Origin of the sequence: Streptomyces sp. NPDC020299 (assembly GCF_044387825.1) — a bacterium.
Classification (GTDB): domain Bacteria; phylum Actinomycetota; class Actinomycetes; order Streptomycetales; family Streptomycetaceae; genus Streptomyces.
Genome location: NZ_JBIRWL010000004.1, coordinates 57228 through 72807 on the forward strand (window position 1 = coordinate 57228; position 15580 = coordinate 72807).

The 15580-nt window shown below is 71.7% G+C and carries 18 protein-coding genes; 11 read left to right on the forward strand and 7 right to left on the reverse strand.

Annotated elements, in window-relative coordinates:
* Nucleotides 1-129: 129 nt before the first annotated feature.
* Together ACH45E_RS11590 and ACH45E_RS11595 are read left to right on the forward strand one after the other, a co-directional pair.
* Entirely contained in the window at nt 130-1002 is an 873-nt protein-coding gene (locus ACH45E_RS11590) for a glycerophosphodiester phosphodiesterase family protein (protein ID WP_361437103.1), read from the forward strand.
* Nucleotides 1003-1056: 54 nt separating this feature from the next.
* A complete protein-coding gene (locus ACH45E_RS11595) occupies nt 1057-1611 on the forward strand; it encodes a methylated-DNA--[protein]-cysteine S-methyltransferase (RefSeq protein WP_361437105.1) in 555 nt (184 codons plus the stop codon).
* A 16-nt stretch (nt 1612-1627) separates the two neighbouring features.
* On the opposite strand, the gene ACH45E_RS11600 is transcribed toward ACH45E_RS11595, so the two are convergent.
* Entirely contained in the window at nt 1628-2056 is a 429-nt protein-coding gene (locus ACH45E_RS11600) for a VOC family protein (protein ID WP_361437107.1), read from the reverse strand.
* Nucleotides 2057-2155: 99 nt separating this feature from the next.
* On the opposite strand from ACH45E_RS11600, the gene ACH45E_RS11605 reads away from it, so the two are divergent.
* Both ACH45E_RS11605 and ACH45E_RS11610 read left to right on the forward strand, forming a co-directional pair.
* Complete coding sequence (locus ACH45E_RS11605; RefSeq protein WP_361437109.1) at nt 2156-3064, forward strand: pseudouridine-5'-phosphate glycosidase; 909 nt, start codon at nt 2156-2158, stop codon at nt 3062-3064.
* Nucleotides 3064-3993: a PfkB family carbohydrate kinase gene (locus tag ACH45E_RS11610; RefSeq protein WP_361437111.1), complete on the forward strand. Its 930-nt coding sequence runs from the start codon at nt 3064-3066 to the stop codon at nt 3991-3993. Before ACH45E_RS11605 ends, ACH45E_RS11610 begins: the two co-directional genes overlap by 1 nt.
* 10 nt (nt 3994-4003) lie before the next feature.
* Here ACH45E_RS11610 and ACH45E_RS11615 read toward each other — a convergent pair whose 3' ends face one another.
* Complete coding sequence (locus ACH45E_RS11615) at nt 4004-4819, reverse strand: methyltransferase domain-containing protein (protein ID WP_361437113.1); 816 nt, start codon at nt 4817-4819, stop codon at nt 4004-4006.
* A gap of 149 nt (nt 4820-4968) precedes the next feature.
* Here ACH45E_RS11615 and ACH45E_RS11620 point away from each other — a divergent pair, with 149 nt between their 5' ends.
* Complete coding sequence (locus ACH45E_RS11620; RefSeq protein WP_361437115.1) at nt 4969-6096, forward strand: magnesium and cobalt transport protein CorA; 1128 nt, start codon at nt 4969-4971, stop codon at nt 6094-6096.
* Between the two features lie 43 nt (nt 6097-6139).
* Here the strand turns inward: ACH45E_RS11620 and ACH45E_RS11625 are convergent, their stop codons facing one another.
* Entirely contained in the window at nt 6140-6781 is a 642-nt protein-coding gene (locus ACH45E_RS11625; RefSeq protein ID WP_361437117.1) for a uridine kinase, read from the reverse strand.
* Between the two features lie 62 nt (nt 6782-6843).
* On the opposite strand from ACH45E_RS11625, the gene ACH45E_RS11630 reads away from it, so the two are divergent.
* The 3 genes from ACH45E_RS11630 to ACH45E_RS11640 all read left to right on the forward strand — a co-directional run bounded on the left by ACH45E_RS11630 (nt 6844) and on the right by ACH45E_RS11640 (nt 9872).
* Complete coding sequence (locus ACH45E_RS11630) at nt 6844-7539, forward strand: DUF2293 domain-containing protein (protein WP_361437119.1); 696 nt, start codon at nt 6844-6846, stop codon at nt 7537-7539.
* A gap of 164 nt (nt 7540-7703) precedes the next feature.
* Nucleotides 7704-8183, forward strand: coding sequence for an anthrone oxygenase family protein (locus ACH45E_RS11635; protein ID WP_361437122.1), 480 nt, complete (start codon nt 7704-7706; stop codon nt 8181-8183).
* Nucleotides 8184-8384: 201 nt separating this feature from the next.
* Nucleotides 8385-9872 carry a glutamate synthase subunit beta gene (locus ACH45E_RS11640; RefSeq protein WP_361437124.1) on the forward strand — a complete coding sequence of 496 codons (1488 nt, stop codon included), beginning with the start codon at nt 8385-8387 and terminating at the stop codon, nt 9870-9872.
* Between the two features lie 30 nt (nt 9873-9902).
* On the opposite strand, the gene ACH45E_RS11645 is transcribed toward ACH45E_RS11640, so the two are convergent.
* Nucleotides 9903-10382 carry a carboxymuconolactone decarboxylase family protein gene (locus ACH45E_RS11645; protein WP_361437126.1) on the reverse strand — a complete coding sequence of 160 codons (480 nt, stop codon included), beginning with the start codon at nt 10380-10382 and terminating at the stop codon, nt 9903-9905.
* Between the two features lie 47 nt (nt 10383-10429).
* On the opposite strand from ACH45E_RS11645, the gene ACH45E_RS11650 reads away from it, so the two are divergent.
* Nucleotides 10430-11887: a PLP-dependent aminotransferase family protein gene (locus ACH45E_RS11650; RefSeq protein WP_361437129.1), complete on the forward strand. Its 1458-nt coding sequence runs from the start codon at nt 10430-10432 to the stop codon at nt 11885-11887.
* Nucleotides 11888-11916: 29 nt separating this feature from the next.
* On the opposite strand, the gene ACH45E_RS11655 is transcribed toward ACH45E_RS11650, so the two are convergent.
* The 3 genes from ACH45E_RS11655 to ACH45E_RS11665 all read right to left on the reverse strand — a co-directional run bounded on the left by ACH45E_RS11655 (nt 11917) and on the right by ACH45E_RS11665 (nt 13938).
* On the reverse strand, nt 11917-12729 hold the full coding sequence (locus tag ACH45E_RS11655) for an SAM-dependent methyltransferase (protein ID WP_361437131.1): 813 nt from the start codon (nt 12727-12729) through the stop codon (nt 11917-11919).
* Between the two features lie 93 nt (nt 12730-12822).
* Nucleotides 12823-13077: a DUF397 domain-containing protein gene (locus tag ACH45E_RS11660; protein WP_361437133.1), complete on the reverse strand. Its 255-nt coding sequence runs from the start codon at nt 13075-13077 to the stop codon at nt 12823-12825.
* Nucleotides 13078-13938: a helix-turn-helix transcriptional regulator gene (locus ACH45E_RS11665; protein WP_361437136.1), complete on the reverse strand. Its 861-nt coding sequence runs from the start codon at nt 13936-13938 to the stop codon at nt 13078-13080.
* A gap of 282 nt (nt 13939-14220) precedes the next feature.
* Here ACH45E_RS11665 and ACH45E_RS11670 point away from each other — a divergent pair, with 282 nt between their 5' ends.
* Both ACH45E_RS11670 and ACH45E_RS11675 read left to right on the forward strand, forming a co-directional pair.
* Entirely contained in the window at nt 14221-14901 is a 681-nt protein-coding gene (locus ACH45E_RS11670; protein WP_399040509.1) for an ATP-binding protein, read from the forward strand.
* Between the two features lie 26 nt (nt 14902-14927).
* Nucleotides 14928-15335 (forward strand): hypothetical protein, encoded by a 408-nt coding sequence (locus ACH45E_RS11675; protein WP_361438192.1) that lies wholly within the window; start codon nt 14928-14930, stop codon nt 15333-15335.
* The last annotated feature ends 245 nt before the right edge of the window (nt 15336-15580 follow it).

Sequence of the window (15580 nt, forward strand, 5' to 3'; positions counted from 1 at the left end):
CAAGTCCATTCGATCTGTGACCGTCGAACACGCCGCCACTGTTGACCCTCTGCTGTCAGGCTGGTGCTGTCTGGATTGATCGGCATTCATCGGCATTCATCGGCATCCGCCTCGACGCGAGGAGTACGCATGCACGCGCGCGCAGTCGCCGCCACGACCACCGCACTCCTGGGGGCGGCCGCCCTGCTGACCCCCGCCTCCCACGCCCGGACGGACGATGTCGGCGGGCGCCCCGAGGTCATCGCCCACCGGGGCGCCTCCGCCTACGCCCCGGAGAACACCCTGCCCGCCATCGACAAGGCGGCCGGCCTGGGCTTCTCCTGGGTCGAGAACGACGTCCAGCGCACCAGGGACGGGGAACTGGTCGTCATCCACGACGACAGCCTCGCCCGCACCACGAACGTCGAGGACGTCTTCCCCGGCCGGGCGCCCTGGAAGGTGAAGGACTTCACGGCCGCCGAGATCGCCCGCCTGGACGCGGGCAGCTGGTTCAGCCGCGCGTACAGGGGCACACGCGTGCCTACGCTGAAGCAGTACATGCGCCGGGTCGAGCACAACCACCAGAGACTGCTCCTGGAGATCAAGAACCCCGAGCTGTACCCGGGCATCGAGCGGCAGGCCCTGAAACTCCTGAGCAACGAGGGCTGGCTGGACCACGGACACCAGGGGCGGCTGATCGTGCAGAGCTTCAGCGCGGACAGCCTGCGCATCGTCCACGACCTCAAGCCCGCTGTCACGACCGGCTATCTCGGCACGCCGTCGGTGGGCAGCCTCCAGCGGTACGCGGGCTTCGCCGACCTGATCAACCCCTCGTACGGGTCGATCTCCGCCAACTACGTCACCACCGTTCACATGTTCGATAGTCCGCACGGCAGGCCCATGGGTGTGTTCGCGTGGACCGTCGACGACGCGGCCACCGCCCGGAAGGTGGCCCGCTACGGCGTCGACGGCCTGATCACGAACAGGCCCGACGTGGTCCGGTCGGCGCTCGGCGGGTCCTGAGCCCGCGGCCGGTGGCCGGTGGCAGTGTCAGTGGCGGGTCGTAGCGTGGGGCGCATGGACAGCCATGGGCAGTACGAGCAGCGGGTCGTGTGGGCCGTCGTCGGCACCGACATCGGCCCTCTGCTGCTGGCGGCGACCGGCGACGGCCTGGTCAACGTCGTGTTCCACGCCACCGACGCGGTGCGCGACCGGGCGCTGGAGCGGCTGGCGGCCCGGCTGGGCACCGAGCCCGCCGAGGCGCCCGGCTCCCCGCTGCTGGCCGAGGCGACGCACCAGATCCGGGCGTATTTCGCGGGTGAGCGGCACGCCTTCGAGCTGCCGCTGGACTGGTCGCTGATATCCGGCTTCAACCGGCAGGTGCTGCGCGAGCTGGCCTCCGCCGTCCCGTACGGCACGGTCGTCGGGTACGGCGACCTGGCCGGGCGGGTGGGGCAGCCGGGCGCGGCACAGGCGGTGGGGGCGGCGATGGGCGCCAATCCGCTGCCGGTCGTCGTGCCGTGTCACCGGGTCGTCGAGAGCGACGGCGGCATCGGCGGGTTCGGGGGCGGGCTGGAGACCAAGCGCAAACTGCTCGCCCTGGAGGGCGTGCTGCCCGAGCCGCTGTTCTGACGGCCCGGGGCGGCGGTCACTCGTAGTGGCGGGCCTCGAAGACGTTGCCGTCGGGGTCGCGGAAGTAGAAGCTGCGCCTGGCCTTGCCGCGGGCGCCGTAGGAATCGTGCGCGATCTTGGACACCGGGACGGCGCGTTCCTCAAGGCGGGCGCGGAGTGCGTCGAACGCGTCCGACGGCAGGGAGAGGCAGACGTGGTTGACGGGGTGGCCCGCGCTGTCTGCGGAGCCGGGGAGCATCTTCATGCGCTCGGCGAGGGTGCGGGGCGCGAGGTCGAGGATGGTCTCCTCGTTGACCCGCACGGAGGGGAAGGACACCTTGCCCGCGGTGAACTCGGCGACCCTGAGGGGCTCGAGGCCGACCGCCTTCTCGTAGAAGTCGGCTGCGGCAGCCGGATCGCTCACCCACAGGACGACATGGTCGAGACGTGTGCTGTTGTCGGTCATACGGCCAAGGCTGGTGGTGGCCGCCACAGGCCGCAAGCGTTTATCCGGGCGTACGGCCCGCCAGAGATGAGGGAAGACGGACTGACAGGAGGCAGGCACGTGGTGCTGGTGGTTTCCGAGGAAGTACGTGAGGCGTTCAACGCGCGTCGGCCTGTGGTGGCGCTGGAGTCCACGATCATCGCGCACGGGCTGCCGCGCCCGCGCAACCTACAGGTGGCCCGGGAGCTGGAGGAGGTCGTACGGCGGGAGGGTGCCGTACCGGCGACGATCGCGGTGCTGGACGGGCAGCCCCATGTCGGCCTCGACAAGGAGCAGTTGGAGCGGGTCGCGAACGAGGACGGGATACGCAAGCTGGGCCACCGGGACCTGCCGCTCGCCGTGGCGGCCGGGGCGAGCGGGGCGACCACGGTGTCGGCGACCGCTCTGCTGGCGGCGCTGGCGGGTGTCCGGGTGTTCGCGACGGGCGGGCTGGGTGGTGTGCACCGTGAGTGGACGGTCACACAGGACGAGTCCGCGGACCTGGGCCTGCTGGCGCGGACGCGGATCACGGTGGTGTGCGCGGGGGTGAAGTCGATCCTGGACGTGCCGGCCACCCTGCAGCGGCTGGAGACGCTGGGCGTGGCCGTCGCCGGATACGGCACGGACCGCTTCCCCGGCTTCTACCTGTCGGACTCCGGGCACCCCGTCGACTGGACGCTTCAGACGCCCGAGCAGGTGGCGGAGGTCATGCGGGCGCAGGACGGCCTCCGGGGGCCGGAGTCGGCGCTGATCGTCGCCAATCCCGTCCCGGAGGAGGAGCAGCTCGACCCCGCGCTGCACGCGCGCGTGCTTGCCGACGCGCTGCAGGCCTGCGAGGCGGAGGGCATCACCGGCCAGGCGGTCACACCGTTCCTGCTCGACTATCTGGTCCGGCACACGGACGGGGCCTCGCTGAGCGCCAACCTCGCGGCGGTGCGCGGCAACGTCCGGCTTGCGGCGCGGATCGCGACGGCGTGGTCGCGGGGGTGATGGCGGACGCCAGGGGCCCGGCGGGCGGCGGCGGGGGGTTGCTGGTGGTCGGCGATGTCGTCACGGACGTCGTCGCCAGGCACCGGGGGCCGCTCGCGGCAGGCACCGACACGGCGGCCACGATCCGGACGCTGCCGGGTGGCGCGGGCGCGAATGTGGCCTGCTGGGCCGCCCACACGGGCTGTGCGGACGTGCAGCTGCTGGGGCGGGTGGGCGTGGACGCGGCGGCCTGGCACGAGCGGGAGCTGGTCGCGGCCGGGGTGCGGCCACGGCTGGTCGTCGACCCGGAGGCGGCCACCGGGACGGTGGTGTGCCTGGTCGATACCGGGGCGTCGGCCGAGCGTACGTTCCTCACGGACAGCGGCGCGTCGCTGCGGCTGGAACCCGCCGACTGGTCCGACGCGCTGCTGGACGGGGTCGCCCGGCTGCACCTGTCGGGCTATCTGCTGTTCTCCGAGCCGAGCCGGGCACTGGCGGTGGTGGCCCTGGAGGCGGCGCGGGCCCGTGGTGTGCCGGTGAGCCTGGATCCGGCGTCGGCCGGTTTCCTCGCGCGGCTGGGAGTGGACCGGTTCCTCGCCTTCGCCGAGCGGCTGGACGTACTGCTGCCCAGCCGGGACGAAGCGGCCCTGCTGACCGGGCTGCCGGATCCGGTGGACGCGGCGGCCAAGCTGAGCCGCCATGTCCCGCTGGTGGTGGCCAAGGCCGGCGCGGACGGTGCGTTGGTGGCCCGCTCCGGCGCCCTGCTCGCCCGGATCCCGGCCACGCCGGCGACGCCGACGGACACCACGGGCGCCGGGGACGCCTTCACCGGCGCGTTCCTCGCCTCGCTCGTCGCGGGCGCGCCCCCCGAGGAGGCGGCCGTCGCGGGCTGCCGGACGGGGGCCCGGGCGGTGCAGCGGGTGGGCGCCAGGCCGCCGACGCCCGGGTGACGGCACCGGCTCAGCGAACCGCCTTCCGGCCCCACGCCGAGATCATCGGCGCGGTGGCCAGGTCCATCGACCCGGAGGCGATGTTGGACAGGTGCCGGTCGATGTCCTCGTCGGTGGCCAGGCCCGCGGCCACGAGCCGCTCGCGGATCTGGCGCACGGTGGCGGACTCCAGCGCGGCGCAGGCGGGTGAGGTGATGGGGAAGTAGGCGTCGGCCTGCACATCGTGCAAGCCGGCCTCGCGCAGCAGGCGGGGAAGCTTGCGGCCGTAGGACAGGTCGGCGCCGCGGTCGGCGAGCAGTTTGCGGAAACCGTGCCGCAGCCGGTTGGCGAGCTGTTGCGCGGGGCCGTGCTCGTCGGGGCAGAGCAGTGGTTGCAGGGCCGGATCGGCGTCCTCGATCAGGAGGCGCCCGCCGGGCCGCAGCGCCTCGACCATCGACCGGAGCGCTCTTTCCCTGTCCGGCACATGGACGAGGACGAGCCGGGCGTGCACCAGGTCGAAGCCCTCCCCCGGCGGCTCCTCGGCTCCGACGTCGTGGACACGCGCCTCCACCGGTGGGCGGGCGGCCGCGGCGACCCGCGAGATGTCGATGTCGGTGGCGACCACCCTGCCGGTGGGGCCGACCCTTTCGGCCAGCCAGGACACCACGGAGGTACCGCCGGCTCCCACCTCCCAGCAGCGCAGGCCGGGGCCGATCCCGAGTCCTTCGAGATGGCGGAAGGTGGTGGGATCGAAGAGGGTGGCGAAGGCGTCGAAGCGCTGTCCCGCCTCGTCCTGCCGGTTGTCGAGGAGATACCTGTCGGACGGCGTCGAGTCGTATGGGGCCATGCCGAGATCATCCAATGATTTGTCCACAGGCGGGAACCAAGCGGAATCCATCGTTTCCACAGGCTTACCCGCTGATCGGGCAGGACTGGCAAACTGGCTCGGCAAGGCGCGGAAGCGTTACGCGAGGAGATCCACGCAAGGAGATCCAGATGTCCATGGCAGGGAATCTGCGGAAGGTCACGGGCCTCGGCAGGGTCGGCGGTCTGCGCCGGGTGGCGCGGCTGGCCCGGCGGCGGCCGAAGGTCGACCTGAGTCATCCCGCGCGCTCCCCGCTGGGCTCCTCCGTGGTGAACTGCGTGACGTACCAGGACGGCGTCCGGGTCCCCGAGGACGGCGATCTGGTGGACATCGTGGAGCGGGTGCGCAAGAGCGGCGACGGCTTCGTCTGGCTGGGGCTGCACGAGCCGACGGACCGCGAGTTCGCGGGCCTCGCCGAGTTGTTCGACCTGCACCCGCTGGCGGTCGAGGACGCGGTCGAGGCCCATCAGCGGCCGAAGCTGGAGCGGTACGACGAAACGCTGTTCGCGGTGTTCAAGACGGTCTGCTATGTCGAGCACGAGCAACTGACCGCGACGAGCGAGGTGGTGAACACCGGCGAGATCATGGTGTTCGTGGGCCACGACTTCGTGGTCACGGTGCGGCACGGGATGCACGGCTCCCTGGGTCCGCTGCGCGAGGAGCTGGAGTCGGATCCGAAGCAGCTCGCCAAGGGGCCGGCGGCGGTGCTGCACGCGATCGCGGACCATGTGGTCGACGACTATCTGACCGTCACGGACTCGGTGCAGGCCGACATCGACCAGGTCGAGACGGATGTGTTCGCGGAGAACGGTGCGCGGGTGGATCCCGGCCGCATATACCAGATGAAGCGTGAACTCCTCGAGCTCAAGCGGGCCGTGGCGCCCCTCGGCCGTCCGATGGAGGACCTCGCGACCAAGCCGATCCGGGTGATCGCGCCGGAGATACAGGCCTACTTCCGTGACGTGCTCGACCATCTGATGCGGGCCAAGGAGCAGATCGCGGCCTTCGACGAACTGCTCAACTCCATTCTTCAGGCCCACCTCGCGCAGGTGACGGTCGCCCAGAACGAGGACATGCGCAAGATCACTGCATGGGCGGCGGTGATCGCCGTGCCGACGATGGTGTGCGGGGTGTACGGCATGAACTTCGATCACATGCCGGAGCTGCACTGGCGGTTCGGCTATCCGCTCGTCATCGGGGTCATATCCGTGGCGTGTCTGGCGCTGTACCGCGGCTTCCGGCGCAACGGCTGGCTCTGACCCCGGCCGCCGGGCCGGTGGGGCCGAGAGGCTGACGCACCGGTCAGCCGTTCCACGCCGGATGCCGGGGGTCGTCGGCGCGTACCAGGACGTCGGCGGTCTCGGCGGGGTCGGTCTCGGCCGTGTAGCGCTCGAAGGCGGGGAGCGTCCAGTGGTCGGTCTCGGGGGTGCGGCGCCGCAGGGCGCCCGGTGAGAGGAGGACGTGGACGGTCAGGTCGAAAGGGAACCAGTGGCGCAGGAGGAGGGGGCCGTGCAGCAGCAGGAGGCCCCCGGGCGGGAGCTGGACGTGGGGGCTGCGGGTGGCCCGGTCGGTGGCGGGGTCCCACAGGTCGGGCAGGACACGGCCGGTGCCGTCGGCTTCGAGCGGGCCGAAGACCTCGCGCCACAGGGCGCCGGTGTCGAACCATCCGCTGTAGTACGACTCCACGTCCCGTCGGCCGTGCTCAAGCCGCAGCGATGCCGGGCGCAGGAAGCCCTCCGTCCCCACCACCAGCGAGGGGCGACCGCGTACCCGCAGGGCCTGCACGACGCGTTCGGCGAGGTCTTCCGGCCGGGCCGCCGGGGCCCCGTCGAAGGCGACGCGTGGCCAGGAGCCGCCGTCGGCGGGCTTCAGCTCGGCCAGCCGGTCGGCGAGCAGCTCGGCCATCCGGTCCCAGGTGATCGCTTCGAGTCGCACAGGGCCCATGATGCCGCGCGGCACCACCCCTTTGGCGTGGCAGCCCGGGCGCCGCTGGGAAGAAACCGAATATGGTGCGACCCGCAACTACCTCGTTCCACGCCGGACTTCTCGTCATCCAGCCGCTGCGGCGCACACGCTGTGCCGCGTGCCGGCGCGGGCCGCTGTCACTGCTCGTGCTGGAGGGGGGCGTGCCGCGCTGTCTCGACTGCGCGGACCTGGGGCATCTGGTCTTCCTGCCGCGCGGCGACACCGCGCTGACGCGCAGGTCGCGCGAGGAGAGCACGCTGTCGGCGGTGGTGGTGCGCTTCAACCGGCGCAGGAGCCGCTACGAGCGGCAGGGCGTCCTCGTCGAGGAGGGGGCGCTGGGGCGGGCCGAGGAGCGGTGCCTGGCGGACGCGGAGGCGCGGCGCCGGCGCCGGGCTCGGGACGCGCGGCGCAGGGCGGTGGAGGACACGCGGTTCGCGGAGGCGTTCGCGGCGGAGGTCCGGCGGCTCTTCCCGGCATGTCCGGCCGAGCGGGCCCGGGCGATCGCCCTGCACGCCTCCCTGCGCGGCAGCGGGCGGGTCGGGCGGAGCGCGGCCGGGCGGGCACTGACCGAGGGGGCGGTGGTCTCGGCGGTCGTGGCGTCCGTACGGCATCTGGACACGCCGTACGACCAGCTGCTGATGAGCGGGGTGCCGCGGTACGAGGCGCGACGGCGGATCGCGGCGGTCGTGGAGACGGTGCTGAGCGGATGGCGCGCGGCCGGGATGGAAGTCGGGTGAGATGAGCGAGATAAGCGATATAGGTGTGATAAGCGAGATGAGTGAGGTGGGATGAGACTGGCGAGATGGGCGAGATGGGGGCGGTGCGGTCGGTCCATGGCGGGCCGCTGCCGGGGTGGGCGGGCGGGGATGGCGCCCGATTCGAGGCGGGAGGTGGTCGGAGCATGATCCACGGGCCGTACTTGGTGCTGGTCGTGCTGGGTGTACTGGGGACCGGGCTGGTGGCCGGGGTCTTCTGCGCGTTCTCGACGTTCGTGATGAGGGGGCTCGCCGCCTTGCCGCCCGCGCAGGGCGTCGCCGCGATGAACGCGATCAACGTGGCGGCGGTGACACCGGCCTTCATGACCGTGTTCGTGGGGTCGGCGGTGCTGTGTGCCGTGATCGCCGTGGTGACCTTCGTGCTGTGGCCGCAGGACGGGACGGTGGAGCTGCTGCTGGGCAGTGCGCTGTATCTGTTCGGCTCGTTCGGGCTGACCGTCGTGGCGAACGTGCCGCGCAACGAGACGCTGCTGCGGCTGGATCCGGGCACCGCGGAAGCGGCCGCCTACTGGCCGAGATATGTGCGCGAGTGGACCTTCTGGAACCACCTCCGCACGGTCGCCTCGGCCGCCGCCGCGCTGGTGTACGTGCTGGCCCTCACCTGAGGGAGGTCTCGGGAGTGCCTCGGGGAGGCCTCGGAGAAGTCTGGCCCCCGCCTGAGCGGCCCACCGCAGACGGCTGAGGAACCCCCGCAGAAAGCGCTGTCCACCCCTCTGCGGGCAGGGCGGAGGGGACGTAAAGTGGCCGAAAGAGTGTGCCGCCCGATGACGCACGGCCCGTCCCACGCCCGAGCAAGGGAGACGGCCATGGCCGATCCCAAGGGTTTCATGAAGACGCCCCGCCAGGAGTGGCGGCGCAGGCCGGTGGCGGAGCGCGTCCAGGACTGGGACGAGGTGTACGTCCCGGGAGCCCTGCTGCCGATCATCAGCAAGCAGGCCGACCGCTGCATGGACTGCGGGGTTCCTTTCTGCCACGACGCCTGCCCGCTGGGGAACCTCATCCCCGAGTGGAACGATCTGGTCTCGCGCGAGGACTGGCGGGCGGCGAGCGACCGGTTGCACGCCACGAACAACTTCCCGGAGTTCACCGGGCGGCTGTGTCCGGCGCCGTGCGAGGCGGGGTGCGTGCTCGCCATCAACCAGCCGGCCGTCACCATCAAGAACGTCGAGTGCGCGATCGCCGACCGGGCCTGGGAGGAGGGTTTCGCGCCGCCAAGGCCTCCGGAGCGGCTGTCCGGGCGGACCGTCGCGGTGATCGGTTCGGGTCCGACGGGGCTGGCGGCGGCCCAGCAGCTGACGCGGGCCGGGCACACCGTGGCGGTGTACGAGCGGGACGACCGGGTGGGCGGGCTGATGCGCTACGGCATCCCCGCGTTCAAGATGGAGAAGCGGCATCTGGATCGGCGGCTGGAGCAGATGCGTGCCGAGGGCACCAAGTTCCGCACGTCGACGGCGGTCGGGCGGGACGTCGACGCGGCCGAGCTGCGCGCGCGGTACGACGCCGTGGTCATCGCCACGGGAGCCACGGCCTGGCGGGAACTGGACGTGCCGGGCCGGGAGTTGGCCGGCATACACCAGGCGATGGAGTACCTTCCGCTGGCCGACCGGGTGTGCGAGGGCGACCTGGAGGTGTCGCCGCTGTCGGCCGCCGGGAAGCACGTCGTCATCGTGGGCGGCGGTGACACGGGCGCCGACTGCCTGGGCACGGCGGTGCGGGACCGGGCCGCGTCCATCACCCAGCTGGACATCTACGCCCAGCCGGGCGCCGAGCGCGACGAGGACACCGAGCCCTGGCCGACGTATCCGAAGATCTACCGGATGTCGGCCGCGCACGAGGAGGCGCGTGACCTGGAGACCGCGCCGGTCGCGACGGCCGACGCGCGGCTGTTCGCCGCTTCGACGCTGCGTTTCACCGGCGACGCGGACGGTCACGTGCGGTCGCTGCACCTGGTCGAGGTGGACGCGCTGCGCCGCCCGCTGCCCGGCACCGGGCGGGACATCCCCGCCGATCTCGTCCTGCTGGCCCTCGGTTTCTCCGGGCCCGACCGCGGGGACGGCCTGATCGACCAGTTGGGGCTGGCGCTGGAGCCGCGCGGCACGATCAGCCGGGACGCCGGGTTCGCGACCAACGTCCCCGGTGTGTTCGCCGCCGGGGACGCCGCGCGCGGGCAGTCGCTCATCGTGTGGGCGATCGCGGAGGGGCGGGCGGTGGCGGCGGCCGTCGACCGTCATCTGACGGGAAGTTCGCGGCTGCCGGCGCCGATAGGGCCGTACGACCGGCCCATGAGGGTGTGAACCGTGCGACGGTGTGATTGTCCCGCGGCGTCAGCGGCGGCGCTCGTCCGTGCCCGCGACCTTGGCCGTCGACAGGGCCACCCGGTTCCAGGTGTTGATCGCGAAGATCAGGGCGAGTACGTGGGCCAGTTCGGATTCGTCGAAGTGGGCCGCGGCCTGGGCGTAGACGTCGTCGGGGACGCCGTCGTCGGCGACGAGGGTGACCGCCTCCGTGAGGGCGAGCGCGGCCTGTTCCTTCTCGGTGAAGAAGTGGCGGGCCTCGCGCCACACGGCGACCATGTGCAGCCGGTCCTCGCTCTCGCCTGCCTTGCGGGCGTCGTTGGTGTGCATGTGCAGGCAGTAGGCGCAGTGGTTGAGGTGCGAGCTGCGGATCTGGATCAGCTCGACCAGGGCGGGGTCGAGGCCCTCGCGGGCGGCGGCGTCGAAGCCGATGAGGGCGCGGAAGGCCTTCGGCGCGGACTTCGCGAAGTCGAGGCGGGAGTGTCCAGAAGCTGTCGTGTTCGTCGTCATGTCCTTCAACCTACGGGCCGGAAAGACCAGTTGTAGGGTGCATTTCCATGGCGGAATCATGGGTCAATCTGGCGGAGCGGATCGGCTCGGACCTGCATCTTGACCTGCAGGCGGAGCTGTCCGGGCCGGGCGGGCGGCGGGCCGCGCTGATCCGGGCGCTGCGCGAGGCCGTGCGCGGCGGCAGACTGGCTCCGGGCACCCCGCTGCCGCCGTACCGCTCGCTCGCCGCCGACCTGGGCGTCGCCCGCAACACGGTGGCCGACGCGTACGCGGAACTGGTGGCGGAGGGCTGGCTGACCGCCCGCCAGGGCTCGGGCACGCGCGTCGCCGACCGGGCCGAGCCGTTGCGGCCGGCCGTACGGACGCCGCGGAAGGTGCCCGCACGCGCGCGTGGACCCCGGCACGACCTGCGGCAGGGCACGCCCGACGCGTCCGCGTTCCCCCGGGCGGCCTGGGGCGCGTCGTACCGGCGGGCCCTCCAGGCCGCGCCCAGCGAGGCGTTCGGGCCGGGGGATCCCGCCGGGCGACCGGAACTGCGGGAGGCGCTCGCGGAGTATCTGGCACGCGCGCGTGGCGTGCGCACCGAGCCGGGCCGGATCGTCGTCTGCTCCGGTTTCGCGCACGCCCTCCGGCTGCTCTTCGGGCAGGGGCAGACCGGCGGCGGTGTGCTGCGCGGTCCGCTGGCGGTGGAGGCGTACGGCCTGGATTTCCACCGGCACGTGCTCGCGACGGCCGGTGTGCGGACCGTGCCGCTCCCCCTCGACGAACACGGTGCGCGGGTGGACCGGTTGGGGCGCGAACGGGCCGTGCTGCTCACGCCCGCGCACCAGTTCCCGACCGGGGGCCCGCTGCACGCGGAGCGCCGGGCCGCCGTCGTCGACTGGGCACGCGCGCGTGGCGGGGTGATCGTGGAGGACGACTACGACGGCGAGTTCCGGTACGACCGCAAGCCGGTCGGCACGCTCCAGGGCCTCGATCCCGAGCGGGTGATCCACATCGGCTCGGTCAGCAAGAGTCTGTCGCCCGCGCTGCGGCTCGGGTGGATGGTCCTGCCGGAGCGGTACGTCGAAGCCGTGCTCGCGGCCAAGGGTGAGCGTGAGGCGTGGGCGAGCGTCCCGGACCAGCTGGCCCTGGCCGATTTCGTCGTCTCGGGATCGTACGACCGTCATGTGCGGCGCATGCGGCAGCGCTACCGGCGCCGCAGGGACCGGCTGGTCGCGGCGCTCGCCGAGCACGCCCCGCATATCGAGGTCACCGGCATCGCGGCCGGGCTGCACGCGGTGCTCCGGCTTCCGCCCGGCAGCGAGCCGTCCGCGGTCAAGGCCGCCGCCTGGCACGGCGTGGCCCTCGACGGCCTCGGCGCGTTCCGGCACCCGGACGCGGAGACGGAAACGGAGACGGACATGCCCGCCGGGGACGGCCTCGTCGTGGGTTACGCGACGCCACCGGAGCACGCGTACGCGGCGGCAGTGGACGCGTTGTGTGCCGTACTGCCGCCGCCGTGAGGAGGGGGCCGGAAGGAAGGGGCCGGGAGTTATGCCTTGCGGGCCACCGCCCCGTACCCCGGAATCACCCCGTCGTCCTGCCCGGGGACCGGGTCGCCCAGCTCGGGGTGCCACTTGTGGACGATCTCGACGCCGGGGTCGGCCAGTTCGAGGCCGGTGAAGAAGCGGGTGAACTCCTCGCGGGAGCGCAGCGCCAGGGTGACGCCCGCCGCCTTGAGCTTGGCGGTGGCCGCCGCGGACTCCTCCGGGGTGAAGTCGGCGGTGGCGTGGGTCATCACCAGGTAGCTGCCGGAGGGCAGTTCGGACAGCAGCCGGTCGACCAGCTCGTGCGCGCCGTCCTCGTCGGAGACGAAGTGCAGCAGGGCGACGAGCGAGAGCGCGACGGGACGGTCGAGGTCCAGGACCTGCTTCGCGCCCTTGATGATGGCGGCCGGGTCGCGCACGTCGGCCTGCAGGTACTCGGTGGCCCCTTCGGGTGTGCCGCGCAGCAGGGCCGCCGCGTGGGCCAGCACGATCGGGTCGTTGTCGCAGTAGACGATCCGGGAGTCCGGTGCCACCCGCTGGGCTATCTGGTGCAGGTTCGGCTCGGTCGGGATACCGGTGCCGACGTCCAGGAACTGCCGTACGCCCTGCTGGGCGAGCCAGCGTGTGGCGCGGTGCATGAACGCGCGGTTGACCCGGGCCATCACCGGCACCCTGGGGTCGAGGGCCAGCATCTGCCGGCCCATCTCCTCGTCGACGGGGTAGTTGTCCTTGCCGCCGAGATACCAGTCGTACATGCGCGCGGGGTGTGGCCTGCTGGTGTCGATCTGGGTGGCGGCCGTGGGGTCCTGCCCGGTCATGAGGCACTCCGTAAGAGGTTCAAGTCATTACCCGAAGGGAAGGTTCAGCGATGTGCAGCGAAGTTCAGCAAGTGGCAGAAAAACAACAGGTGGTCAGGACAGGAGGAAGTCGGCCTCCCCCGCCTTGGCGCCCTCGATGAAGGCGGTCATCTCGTCCGTGGTGTAGATCAGCGCCGGACCGTCCGGGTCGGTCGACTGGCGTACGGCGATCCGGCCGTCGGCGAGCTTCATCGCCTCCAGGCAGTTTCCGCCGTTGCCGCCGCTCCAGGGCTTGTGCCACCCCTCGCTGCCCAACTCCCCCGCGGGCATACCGTTGTAGACGCGACTGCGCGGCTTGATGCGATCCATTCACAGCTCCTTGCGGAGATCCCGGAGGATCTCCTTCGTGCGTTGTGCCGTAGCGGCCTGCGCCGCCATGCGGTCCATGACCTCGAGGTGGGTCGCCACCTCGGTACGCGCGTCCAGGTAGACCGCGCCGGTCAGGTACTCGCTGTAGACCATGTCCGGAAGTTCGGGCATGGCGAATCGGAACAGCACGAAGGGCCCGTACGTACCGGGGTGTGGCCCGTTGGCGAACGGGGCGACCTGGAGCGTCACGTTGGGCAGCTCCGTGGCCTCGATCAGCCTGTCGAACTGCGCGCGCATCACCTCCGGGCCGCCGACCGGACGGCGCAGGGCCGTCTCGTCCATGACGGCCCACAACCGGGGCGCGTCGGAACGGGTGAGCAGTTGCTGGCGTTCCATGCGCAGCGCGACGTGCCGCTCGATGTCCTCGGGGCGGGTCTGTCCGATGGCGCCAGATTTCAGAACCCCGCGCGCGTAGTCCTCGGTCTGGAACAGGCCGGGCACGAAGTGCGGTTCGTACGACCGGATGAGGCTCGCCGCGCCCTCCAGGCTGACGTACATCGAGAACCAGCCCGGCAGGATGTCGTGGAACCGCTGCCACCAGCCGGGTTTGTTGGCGTCCTCGGCCAGTTGGACGAAGGCCTCGGCCTCCTCGTCGCAGACTCCGTAGGCCTTGAGGAGCAGTTGGAGGTACGGGATCTTGAGGCTGACCTCGGCCATCTCCATGCGGCGGACGGTGGCGGGGGCGACGCGGAGGATCCGGGCGGCCTCCTCCCGCTTGAGCCCGGCGCGTTCCCGCAGGTCCAGCAGGCGCCGACCGAGGACCACCTGGCCCACCGTCGGCGCGGACCGTGGCTCGCTCACGCTCCCACCTCCACGGACGAATACGGCTCAAACATGGTTCAACGGATATTCCGCTGACATCAATTGACATCAGCTGACATTCGGTCGACATGCAACTGACAGACCTACGGCGCCATTCGAAATCACGTTCGAAGATCATGTGGATCCTCGCCGATCCCAACTGGCGCCGCTCAACGTGCTGTTGCGAGCAGTGTGCCACGGCGTCCAACCGAGTCACACAGCACTCTGCAATTTTCAGAGTGACACTTGCCAAGTGTTCACGGCGGGGAGATAGTGGCAAGCGTGATTCCGTCCGCGCCCTTAGGAACAGACGCCGCCGCAGGCCGTTTCGGTCTCGGTGCCGCCACGGGAGTCGCCCCAGGTGGGGGCGCTGCCGGGCGCCGGTTCCGCTTCGAGCTGGCCGCACATCCGGGTTCGCCCGCACAGGCGAGACGTCTGGCGCGCGCCCGGCTGACGGGCTGGCAGGTCTGCGCGGACACCTGTGACACCGCGGCACTGGTGATATCCGAGCTGGTCACCAACGCGATCGTGCACACCGCGAGCAGTCGCGTGGTGTGTGAGCTGCACGATCACGACGACACCGTGCGCATTGCCGTGCAGGACGAGGGCTGTGCCCCTGGTGAGCCCCACCCGTCCCCGCAGCGGCCCGATGAGGAGCACGGGAGGGGATTGCTTCTCGTCGACGCCATGTGCCGGGCCTGGGGTGCGCAGGAGCTCGGGTCCGGCCTGCTGGTCTGGGCCGAGCTGTCGCGCTTGGGTGACGTGCCGCACGAGGACGTGGACGAGCCGCGCAGTGACCTCGGGTGGGGTGCGCGGTCCAAGCCGGCGGCGCCGCACGGTACGGGGCGCGACTCCGGGCGCGGGCCGGGTGCGGACGAGCAGGCCACGGCCCTGCATGACTCGGGTGCCCTGGGCTTCGGAAGGATTCCGCGCGAGCGGGACCGGACGTGGGGCAGGCCGTGACCGGCGCGCCTCGGGCCGGGCAGGCGATGGGTCTGGACACGCTGGTGCGCATCCGGCGTGAGCAGGGGCCCTCGGGGAGTGCCGGGAACACTCTGCTGCCGGCCGTCCCCGACGGGATGACGGCCCCGCTGGGCTGCGACGCCGTGGCCGTGCCTGCCCGCTTCGGGCCGGTGATCGTGCCTCGGCTGCCGCGGGTGGGGTGCGTGTATACCGATGGCGCGCACTGGTGGTGGATCGTGCCGGCCGACTCCGACTACGCCCTGTCATGGCCTGCGCCCGCGCACTATGCCACCGGGGCGCCGGTTCCTCGGGGCGCGCGCCTTATTCACCGGCCGGAGGGTACGGTTCCGTACACTCCGCCGATTCCGCTGTACGTGGCGCTGTGCCGGGTCATGGGGATCACGCCGGACTGGTCGCGGTCCGTGAGCGCGTAACGCTCCGCCGTTGGGCGAGGGGTGGGCTGGGCGGTGCCGGGGCTGGTCCGGGAAGGGTTTCGCCCCCGCCGCCCCTACCCTTCCCGTCCTCCAGGGGCTGCGCCCCTTCGACCCCGCCTGGGGCTCCGCCCCAGACCCCGCTCCTCAAACGCCGGAGGGGCTGAATTTTCAGGCCCGCGGCTCGAACGTCGGATGGACTGAATTCCCGCGTACGCCCGCGCGACCCCAGTGATGTGGCTCGCGCC